A 9715-nucleotide genomic window follows, 5' to 3' on the forward strand; every position below is an offset into this window, starting at 1 on the left:
TCGTTGAGCGCACCGGACCACCGGCCGCGGGCGACCCCGGAACCGCCGGCGGACACGACGGAGGGCGGCGCCGTCGGCACCGCCGACGAAACCGCCCTCACCCGTCTCGCGAGGCGTCAGGCGCCGAGGTGGCGCTCCACCGTCTCGACCTTCTTCGTCAGGCCGTCCGTGACGCCGGGACGGATGTCGGCCTTCAGGACCACCGACACGCGCGGGGCGCGGGCCTCCACCGCGGCGACGGCGCGCTTCACGACGTCCATCACCTCGTCCCACTCCCCCTCGATCGAGGTGAACATGGCGTCGGTGCGGTTCGGCAGCCCCGACTCGCGCACCACCCGCACGGCGTCGGCGACGTACTCGCCGACCTCCTCACCCACGCCGAGCGGGGTGACCGAGAACGCGACGATCATGCGTTGACCACGCCTTCCCGACGGGCGCGGGAGGCGATGACCGCCGCCTCCGCCTCGCGCTTGAGCTTGCGCTCGGCGAAGAAGCCGCCGGTGGGCAGGACGGAGAGGACGAAGTAGACCGCCGCCGTCTTGAACCCCCACTTGGTGCGGTTCCAGGCGTCGAGCCAGAACAGCACGTACAGGATGAAGAGGATGCCGTGGATCGTGCCCATCACCGGCACCGCGTCGAACTCCGTCGTCCGCTTCAGTACGGAGCAGACCAGGAGCAGCAGGAACGACACGGCCTCCGGCGCGGAGACGAGCCGGAGCCGGTGCAGGGAGGAGGCGGTCTTGAGGTCCACGGCAGAGGTCACCTTCGTTCGATCTTGTGAATCGGTGCACAAGGGCCGTCCCATTGTGCACGGCGACTTTGCTGTCCCTTTATCCGGGGGGCCAGTACCTTCCCTGTCGTGGCAACGTTCCGACTCCAGGGCTCCAAAGTGCTCGCCGTGTCCATGACCGGCGACGCCGTCAAGGCGAAAAACGGCTCCATGGTCGCCTACGACGGCCAGATGGCCTTCAAGAAGATGTCCGGCGGCGGTGAGGGCCTGCGCGGCATGGTGACGCGCCGGCTCACCGGTGAGCAGATGGAGGTGATGGAGGTCCGCGGGCAGGGCACCTGCTGGTTCGCCGACCGCGCCTCCGAGATCAACCTCGTCCAGCTGCACGGCGACAAGCTGTTCGTCGAGGCGAGCAATCTGCTCTGCGTCGACGCCGGCCTGCGCACCGGAACGACCTTCACCGGTCTGCGCGGCGGCGCCACCGGCAACGGTCTGTTCACCACGACCGTCGAGGGCAGCGGCCAGGCCGCGATCATGTCCGACGGCCCGGCCGTGGTGCTCCGGGTGACCCCGCAGTACCCGCTGTCCGTCGACCCCGGCGCGTACATCGCCCACCAGGGCAACCTCCAGCAGCACTTCCAGTCCGGTGTGACGTTCCGCACCTTCCTGGGCGAGGGCGGCGGCGAGGCGTTCCAGATCCGCTTCGAGGGCGACGGGCTCGTGTACGTGCAGCCGAGCGAGCGGAACACGATCGGAGGTGACGTCTGATGCCGTTCCGCGAGATCAACTCCAAGATGGTCGAGGCCCAGGTCGTCCCGGGACAGCGACTCTTCAGCCAGCGTGGCGCGATGCTCGCCTACCGCGGCGACGTCACTTTCACGCCGAACATCGCCGGCGGCCAGGGCGGCCTGATGTCCATGATCGGCCGCCGGGTGGCCGGCGAGGCCACGCCGCTGATGACGGTCGAGGGCAGCGGGACGGTGATGTTCGGGCACGGCGGTCACCACATCCAGGTGATCGAACTGACCGGCGACACGCTGTACGTCGAGGCCGACCGCCTGCTCGCCTTCGACGGCACCCTGGAGCAGGGCACCATGTTCATGGGCTCGCAGGGCGGCGTCATGGGCATGGTGCGCGGCCAGGTCACCGGCCAGGGCCTGTTCACGACCACGCTCAAGGGCCGCGGCTCGGTGGCCGTGATGGCGCACGGCGGCGTCATCGAGCTGCCGATCACGCCCGGCCGTCCGGTGCACGTCGATCCCCAGGCGTACGTCGCCCACCACGGCGACGTCCGCAACAAGCTGTCCACCGCGCTGGGCTGGCGCGACATGGTGGGCCGCGGCTCGGGCGAGGCGTTCCAGCTGGAGCTGAGCGGAAGCGGTGCGGTGTACGTCCAGGCCTCGGAGGAAAAGCTGTGACCGGTCCCGTGGTGCTCGACCCGCACTCGCTGCCGAGCGACGACAACGTCAACGCGTACACCTTCTGCGTGGAGCTCAAGGGCTCCCAGTGGTTCCTGCAGAAGGGCAAGATGATCGCCTACTACGGGCGGATCGAGTTCAACGGCATCGGCCACGGCCGGCTCGACCGACTGGTGCGCACCTCCTTCCACTCGCCGCTGCACGCGAGCGACTGGGTGGTGGCCGAGGGCAGCGGGAAGATGCTGCTCGCGGACCGGGCCTTCGACGTGAACTCGTACGACCTGGACGAGGGAAACCTGACCATCCGGTCGGGCAATCTGCTGGCCTACCAGCCGTCGCTGGCGCTGAAGCAGTCGATCGTGCCGGGTTTCGTCACCCTCATCGGCACGGGCAAGTTCGTCGCCGCCTCGAACGGCCCGGTGGTCTTCATGGAGCCGCCGCTGCGCGTCGACCCGCAGGCGCTGGTCGGCTGGGCCGACTGCCCGTCCCCGTGCCATCACTACGACCACGGGTATCTGACCGGCGTGATGGGCGGCGTACGGGCGCTGACGGGCATCGGCGGCACCTCGGGCGAGGAGCACCAGTTCGAGTTCGTCGGGGCGGGCACGGTGCTGCTGCAGTCCACGGAGCTGCTGATGCCGGAGCGCGCGATCGGCGAACCGGGCGGTGGTCACCCGGGCGTTCCGGGCGGGCAGGGCGTCCCGGGAGCGCATGGATCCGGCCAAGGTCCGCTGGGATCCGTACCGCGCCTTCCCGGTCAGCTCGGGGACCTGCAGCGTCGCTTCGGCCTGTGAGCGGTAGTCTGCGGAGCGTGACGCGTCGAACACACTCCCAGAATTCGTCAAGTATTCAACTTCTTAGGTAGAATCCATACATGGAGACCGAGACGGCCACCCCCTGGCTCACCGACGCCGAGCAGTGCGCCTGGCGCACCTATCTGGACGTCAACAGAATGCTGACGTACCAGCTGGAGAAGGACCTCCAGCCCTTCGGCCTGACGATGAACGACTACGAGATCCTCGTGAACCTCTCGGAGTCGGCGGAACGCCGCCTGCGGATGAGCGATCTGGCGACGGCGACGCTGCAGTCCAAGAGCCGGCTCTCGCACCAGATCACCCGGATGGAGAACGCCGGCCTGGTCCGGCGGGAGAACTGCGAGTCGGACCGGCGCGGTCTGTACGCGGTGCTCACCGACCAGGGCATGGCCACCATGCACAAGGTCGCGCCGCACCACGTCGAGTCGGTGCGCAAGCACTTCATCGACCAGCTCAGCCCCGAGGCCCTCGGCGACCTCCACGAGTCGCTGAAGCCGGTCGCCGAGCAGCTGCGCGGCCGCAGGGGCAAGCCCTAGGGCGGCCGCGGGCCGCGGGTCGCGGACAGACGCGCACGCGCACGAGCGGAAGGGCCCGGCACCTCGCACGAGGTGCCGGGCCCTTCCGTCGCTCGCGGTGCCTTGCCGTGCCCTGCCAGGCCTGGCCGCGCCCTGCCGGGCCTGCCGCGTCCTGCCGCGCCTCGCGGCTCCGTACGGCGGCCGTACGGGCGTCGGCGGTCAGTTGCCCGTCAGGCTCGCGACCAGCTCGTCGGAGGCCGCGTACGGGTCGAGCTCGCCGGCCGTGATGCGCTCGGCGAGCGCGTCGAGCCGGCGGTCGCCGTGCAGGTCGCCGATCCGCTCGCGCAGGGCCGTGACCGCGATCGTCTCGACCTCGCGGGCGGCGCGGGCCCGGCGGCGCTCCGCCAGGACGCCGTGCTCCTCCATCCAGGCGCGGTGCTTCTCCAGGGCCTCCACGACCTCGTCGACGCCCTCGCCGCGCGCCGCGACCGTCTTCACGATCGGCGGCCGCCAGTCGCCGGCGGCGCGGGCCTCGCCGAGCCCCAGCATGTGGTTGAGCTCGCGGGCGGTGGCGTCGGCGCCGTCCCGGTCGGCCTTGTTGACCACGTAGACGTCGCCGATCTCCAGGATGCCCGCCTTGGCGGCCTGGATGCCGTCGCCCATGCCCGGCGCGAGCAGCACCACCGAGGTGTCGGCCTGGGAGGCGATCTCCACCTCGGACTGGCCGACGCCGACGGTCTCCACCAGGATCACCTCGCAGCCGGCCGCGTCCAGGACGCGGATGGCCTGCGGGGCCGACCAGGCGAGCCCGCCGAGGTGGCCGCGGGTGGCCATGGAGCGGATGTAGACGCCGGGATCGGAGGCGTGCTCCGACATCCGCACCCGGTCACCGAGCAGCGCGCCGCCGCTGAACGGCGACGACGGGTCGACGGCGAGCACGCCGACCCGCTTGCCGGCCCGGCGGTACGCGGAGACGAGCGCCGACGTCGAGGTCGACTTGCCGACACCGGGCGAGCCGGTCAGGCCCACCACGTAGGCGCCGCCGGTCAGCGGGGCCAGCGCCGCCATGACCTCGCGCAGCTGCGGGGACGCACCCTCCACGAGCGAGATCAGCCGGGCCACGGCGCGCGGCCGGCCCTCCCGTGCCTGGGCGACCAGTGCGGGGACGTCCACCATGTGCGCTGCTCCTTGCGTGAAGGTGACTTACTTTCCGGGAACGCCGGGAACGCGCACGATCAGCGCGTCGCCCTGGCCGCCGCCGCCGCACAGGGCCGCCGCGCCCACGCCGCCGCCGCGCCGCTTGAGCTCCAGGGCCAGGTGCAGGACCAGGCGGGCGCCGGACATGCCGATCGGGTGGCCGAGCGCGATGGCGCCGCCGTTGACGTTCACCTTTTCGGGGGTGACGCCGAGGTCCTTCATCGACTGGTGGGAGACCGCGGCGAAGGCCTCGTTGATCTCGATGAGGTCGAGGTCCTCGACGCCCAGGCCCTCCTTCTTGAGGGCGTGCAGGATGGCGTTGGAGGGCTGCGACTGGAGCGAGTTGTCCGGGCCGGCCACGTTGCCGTGGGCGCCGATCTCGGCGATCCACTCCAGGCCCAGCTCCTCGGCCTTGGCCTTGCTCATCACGACCACCGCGGCGGCGCCGTCGGAGATCTGCGAGGCGGAGCCGGCGGTGATGGTGCCGTCCTTGGCGAAGGCCGGGCGGAGCTTGCCGAGGGACTCGGCGGTGGTCTCGGCGCGGATGCCCTCGTCCTGGGAGAAGACGACCGGGTCGCCCTTGCGCTGCGGGATCTCGACCGGGGTGATCTCGGCCTCGAAGACGCCGTTCTTCTGGGCGGCGGCGGCGCGCTGGTGCGAGAGGGCGGCGATCTCGTCCTGGACCTCGCGCGGGATGCCCAGGCGGGTGTTGTGCTTCTCGGTGGACTCGCCCATGGCGATGCCCTCGAAGGCGTCGGTGAGGCCGTCGTACGCCATGGCGTCGAGCATCTCGATGGCGCCGTACTTGTAGCCCTCGCGGGACTTCGGCAGCAGGTGCGGGGCGTTGGTCATGGACTCCTGGCCGCCGGCGACGACGACGTCGAACTCGCCCGCGCGGATCAGCTGGTCGGCGAGCGCGATGGCGTCGAGACCCGACAGACACACCTTGTTGACGGTCAGGGCGGGGACGCTCATCGGGATGCCGGCCTTGACGGCGGCCTGGCGGGCGGGGATCTGGCCGGCGCCGGCCTGGAGCACCTGGCCCATGATCACGTACTGCACCTGGTCGCCGCCGATGCCGGCACGGTCCAGGGCGGCCTTGATGGCGAAGCCGCCGAGGTCGGCGCCCGAGAAGGACTTGAGCGAGCCGAGCAGGCGACCCATGGGCGTGCGGGCGCCCGCGACGATCACTGAGGTGGTACCGGTCGTTCCAGACATGAGGCACGGCCCCTTGGGATGAGGAGTGAACGAGGGTTTACCGCCAATGTACTGAGCCGTGGCGCGCCGGGTCACCGGCCTGCCGGTGTGATCGCGCGCACGTTGCGTAACCATCCGGACGGCGCTGCACTGGAGGCATGCTGACGCGAATCGACCACATCGGGATCGCCTGCCGGGACCTCGACAAGACCGTGGAGTTCTACCGGGCGACGTACGGCTTCGAGGTCTTCCACGAGGAGGTCAACGAGGAGCAGGGCGTCCGCGAGGCCATGCTCAAGATCAACGAGACCTCGGACGGCGGCGCCTCCTACCTCCAGCTCCTGGAGCCCACCCGCGAGGACTCCGCGGTGGGCAAGTGGCTGGCCAAGAACGGCGAGGGTGTCCACCACATCGCCTTCGGCACGGCGGACGTCGACGGCGACGCCGACGCCATCCGTTCGAAGGGTGTCCGGGTGCTCTACGACGAGCCGCGGATCGGTTCGATGGGCTCCCGCATCACCTTCCTGCACCCCAAGGACTGCCACGGTGTCCTGACGGAACTGGTCACCTCGGCGGAGCCGTCGGCTGACCACTCCTCAGCGGAGCACTGACCTCCGGATTCCCGGCCCGGTAGAGTGGCCACTCCGGGCCGGGGCCGGTCGGAGCCGTGCGCGCGCGGCGCCGAAGTCGGGATGTCGGGGTCGTCCGATCTGCCACGATTCCCCGGGGGGCCGTTCTGTCGGTTGAACGGTGCTCGTTGGAGTTACGAGCAGGGTTGGGGTCTCCCCTGCTCGGAGAGCTCGGGGAAGGATGGACCGCGCAGTGCGGGGCTACGAACGCCAGGAGAGCCACCGAGCTGAAGACGACCATCTCTCGCGGTTCGAAGCCGAGATGGACCGGCTGAAGACCGAGCGGGAGAAGGCCGTCCAGCACGCCGAGGACCTCGGTTACCAGGTCGAGGTGTTGCGCGCCAAGCTCCACGAGGCCCGTCGCACCATCGCGACCCGGCCCGCCTACGACAGCGCGGACATCGGCTATCAGGCCGAACAGATGCTGCGCAACGCGCAGATGCAGGCCGAGCAGCTGCGCCAGGACGCCGAGCGCGAGCTGCGCGAGGCCCGCGCCCAGACCCAGCGCATCCTCCAGGAGCACGCCGAGCAGCAGGCCCGCCTCCAGGCGGAGCTGCACACCGAGGCCGTGCAGCGCCGGCAGCAGCTCGACCAGGAGCTGAACGAGCGCCGCCAGACCGTCGAGTCGCACGTCAACGAGAACGTGGCGTGGGCCGAGCAGCTGCGGGCCCGCACCGAGGCCCAGGCCCGGCGCCTGATGGAGGAGTCCCGCGCCGAGGCCGAGCAGTCGCTCGCCGCCGCGCGCGCCGAGGCCGCCCGGATCGCCGAGGAGACCCGCCGCCGGGTGGGTTCCGAGGCGGAGGCGGCGAGGGCCGAGGCCGAAGCGATTCTGCTGCGCGCCCGCAAGGACGCCGAGCGGCTGCTCGGCGCCGCCTCCAGCCAGGCGCAGGAGGCCACCAGCCACGCCGAGCAGCTGCGTTCGGCGACCGCGGCCGAGACCGAGCAGGCCCGCCGCGAGGCCACCGAGCTGTCGCGCGCCGCCGAGCTGCGCGTCCAGGAGGCCGAGGAGAGGCTGCGCGAGGCCCGCGCGGAGGCCGAGCGGACCCTGGCCGAGGCCAAGGACGCCGCCGCCAAGCAGATCGCCACCGCCGAGTCCGTCAACGAGCAGCGCACCCGCACCGCCAAGACGGAGATCGCCCGGCTGGTCGGCGAGGCCACCAAGGAGGCCGAGGCCCTCAAGGAGCAGGCCGAGGAGAAGCTGCGCGAGGCGACCGCCCAGGCCGACAAGCTGGTCTCGGAGGCGTCCGAGAAGGCCCGTACGGCCGCCGCGGAGGATTCCGCCGCCGCGCTCGCCAAGGCCGCCCGGCAGGCCGAGGAGGTCCTGACCAAGGCGTCCCAGGACGCCCAGGAGACCACCCGCAAGGCGTCCGAGGAGGCCGAGCGGATCCGCCGCGAGGCCGAGACGGAGGCCGACCGGCTGCGCTCGCGGGCCGAGGAGCAGGCCGACGAGCTGCTCGGTTCGGCGAAGGACGACACCAAGGAGTACCGCGCCAAGACGGTCGAGCTGCAGGAGGAGGCCCGCCGGCTGCGCGGCGAGGCCGAGCAGCTGCGTGCGGAGGCGATCGCCGAGGGCGAGCGGATCCGCGGCGAGGCCCGCCGCGAGGCCGTGCAGCAGATCGAGGAGGCGGCCAGGACCGCCGAGGAGCTGCTCACCAAGGCCCGTACGGACGCCGAGGACCTGCGCGCCGGCGCGAGCGCCGAGAGCGAGCGGGTGCGCGGCGAGGCCATGGAGCGGGCGCAGACGCTGCGCACCCAGGCCGAGGAGACGCTGGAGCGCACCCGCGCCGAGGCCGAGCGGATGCGGGCGGAGGCCGAGGAGCAGGCCGAGTCGGTCAAGGAGGCGGCGGAGGCCGCGGCCACGGCGCTGCGCGAGGAGGCCGAGCGGGCCGCCGCGGCCCGGCAGGCGGAGGCGGCCGAAGAGCTGACCCGGCTGCACACCGAGGCGGAGGCGAAGCTGGCGTCGGCCGGCGAGGAGCTGACGGATGCGCGCGCCGAGGGCGAGCGGATCCGGCGCGAGGCCGCCGAGGAGACCGAGCGGCTGCGGACGGAGGCCGCCGAGCGGATCCGTACGCTCCAGGCGCAGGCGGAGGCCGAGGCCGAGCGGCTGCGCTCGGAGGCCGCCGCGGACGCGTCGACGGCGCGGTCCGAGGCGGAGGCCGCCGCGACGGCGCTGCGCGAGGAGGCCGAGACCGAGGCGGAGCGGCTGAAGTCGGAGGCCCAGGAGACCGCCGACCGGGTGCGGGCCGAGGCCGCGGCCGCGGCCGAGCGGGTCGCCGCCGAGGCCGCGGAGGCGCTGGCCGCCGCGCAGGAGGAGGCCAACCGGCGCCGCCGGGAGGCCGAGGAGACGCTGGACTCGGCGCGTTCCGAGGCCGGGCGGGAGCGCGAACTCGCCCGCGAGCAGAGCGAGGACCTCCTCGCCTCGGCCCGCAAGCGGGTCGAGGAGGCGCAGGCCGAGGCGCAGCGCCTGGTCGAGGAGGCGGACGCCCGCGCCACGGAGATGGTGTCGGCGGCCGAGCACACCGCGCAGGAGGTACGCGACTCGGTCGCGGGCCTGCGCGAGACGGCCGAGGAGGAGATCGCCGGACTGCGCAGCGCGGCCGAGCACGCGGCCGAGCGCACCCGTACCGAGGCGCAGGAGGAGGCGGACCGGGTCCGCGCCGACGCGTACGAGGAGCGGGAGCGGGCCACCGAGGACGCGAACCGCACCCGTGAGCGCGCCCAGGAGGAGTCCGAGGCGGCGAAGGCGCTGGCGGAGCGGACCGTCGCGGACGCCCTCGCCGAGTCGGAGAAGCTGAGGACGGACACCGCCGAGTACGCGCAGCGGGTACGGACGGAGGCCACGGACGCGCTGGCCTCGGCCGAGCAGGACGCGGCCCGCACCCGCGCGGACGCCCGCGAGGACGCCAACCGGATCCGTTCGGAGGCGGCCGCGCAGGCGGAGACCGTGGTGGGCGAGGCCCGTGCCGAGGCCGAGCGGATCGGCGAGGAGGCGTCGCGGGTCCTCGACGAGGCGCGCGAGGCCGCCGACAAGCGGCGCGCGGACGCGGCCGAGCAGGCGGACACGCTGATCGCCGAGGCGACGGCGGAGGCCGAGCGGATCGGTGCGGAGGCCGAGCGGCTGCTCGCCGAGGCCGAGCAGGTCAAGGCGGACGGCGAGGCCGAGGCCGAGGCGCTGCGGGCCGCCGCCCGCGCCGACGGCGAGCAGGTCCTCGAC

Annotated in this window: 10 protein-coding genes; 6 read left to right on the plus strand and 4 right to left on the minus strand. The window is 72.6% G+C overall.

Features of this window, described 5'->3' with window-relative positions:
* Nucleotides 1-116: 116 nt before the first annotated feature.
* Nucleotides 117-410, minus strand: a complete 294-nt coding sequence (locus ACIGO8_RS01525) for an MTH1187 family thiamine-binding protein (RefSeq protein WP_399722646.1) — start codon at nt 408-410, stop codon at nt 117-119.
* Nucleotides 407-751 carry a DUF3817 domain-containing protein gene (locus tag ACIGO8_RS01530; RefSeq protein ID WP_399722648.1) on the minus strand — a complete coding sequence of 115 codons (345 nt, stop codon included), beginning with the start codon at nt 749-751 and terminating at the stop codon, nt 407-409. Before ACIGO8_RS01530 ends, ACIGO8_RS01525 begins: the two co-directional genes overlap by 4 nt.
* 108 nt (nt 752-859) lie before the next feature.
* Between ACIGO8_RS01530 and ACIGO8_RS01535 the strand changes: the two genes are divergently transcribed.
* The 4 genes from ACIGO8_RS01535 to ACIGO8_RS01550 all read left to right on the plus strand — a co-directional run bounded on the left by ACIGO8_RS01535 (nt 860) and on the right by ACIGO8_RS01550 (nt 3499).
* Entirely contained in the window at nt 860-1498 is a 639-nt protein-coding gene (locus ACIGO8_RS01535; protein ID WP_399722649.1) for an AIM24 family protein, read from the plus strand.
* Nucleotides 1498-2148 carry an AIM24 family protein gene (locus ACIGO8_RS01540; protein ID WP_399722650.1) on the plus strand — a complete coding sequence of 217 codons (651 nt, stop codon included), beginning with the start codon at nt 1498-1500 and terminating at the stop codon, nt 2146-2148. The genes ACIGO8_RS01535 and ACIGO8_RS01540 overlap by 1 nt, the downstream gene beginning before the upstream one ends.
* Complete coding sequence (locus ACIGO8_RS01545) at nt 2145-2942, plus strand: AIM24 family protein (RefSeq protein ID WP_399722652.1); 798 nt, start codon at nt 2145-2147, stop codon at nt 2940-2942. Before ACIGO8_RS01540 ends, ACIGO8_RS01545 begins: the two co-directional genes overlap by 4 nt.
* Before the next feature lie 80 nt (nt 2943-3022).
* Nucleotides 3023-3499, plus strand: a complete 477-nt coding sequence (locus tag ACIGO8_RS01550) for a MarR family winged helix-turn-helix transcriptional regulator (protein WP_399722654.1) — start codon at nt 3023-3025, stop codon at nt 3497-3499.
* A 198-nt stretch (nt 3500-3697) separates the two neighbouring features.
* Here the strand turns inward: ACIGO8_RS01550 and meaB are convergent, their stop codons facing one another.
* Nucleotides 3698-4654, minus strand: a complete 957-nt coding sequence (meaB, locus tag ACIGO8_RS01555) for a methylmalonyl Co-A mutase-associated GTPase MeaB (protein ID WP_399722656.1) — start codon at nt 4652-4654, stop codon at nt 3698-3700.
* 27 nt (nt 4655-4681) lie between these two features.
* Entirely contained in the window at nt 4682-5893 is a 1212-nt protein-coding gene (locus tag ACIGO8_RS01560) for an acetyl-CoA C-acetyltransferase (protein WP_399722658.1), read from the minus strand.
* Between the two features lie 137 nt (nt 5894-6030).
* On the opposite strand from ACIGO8_RS01560, the gene mce reads away from it, so the two are divergent.
* Together mce and scy are read left to right on the plus strand one after the other, a co-directional pair.
* Complete coding sequence (gene mce, locus ACIGO8_RS01565) at nt 6031-6483, plus strand: methylmalonyl-CoA epimerase (RefSeq protein ID WP_399722660.1); 453 nt, start codon at nt 6031-6033, stop codon at nt 6481-6483.
* Between the two features lie 211 nt (nt 6484-6694).
* The coding region (gene scy, locus ACIGO8_RS01570) for a polarized growth protein Scy (protein WP_399724245.1) at nt 6695-9715 on the plus strand (3021 nt) is incomplete at its 3' end.

Origin of the sequence: Streptomyces sp. NPDC053493 (assembly GCF_044544825.1) — a bacterium.
In the GTDB taxonomy this organism is placed as follows: Bacteria; Actinomycetota; Actinomycetes; order Streptomycetales; family Streptomycetaceae; genus Streptomyces.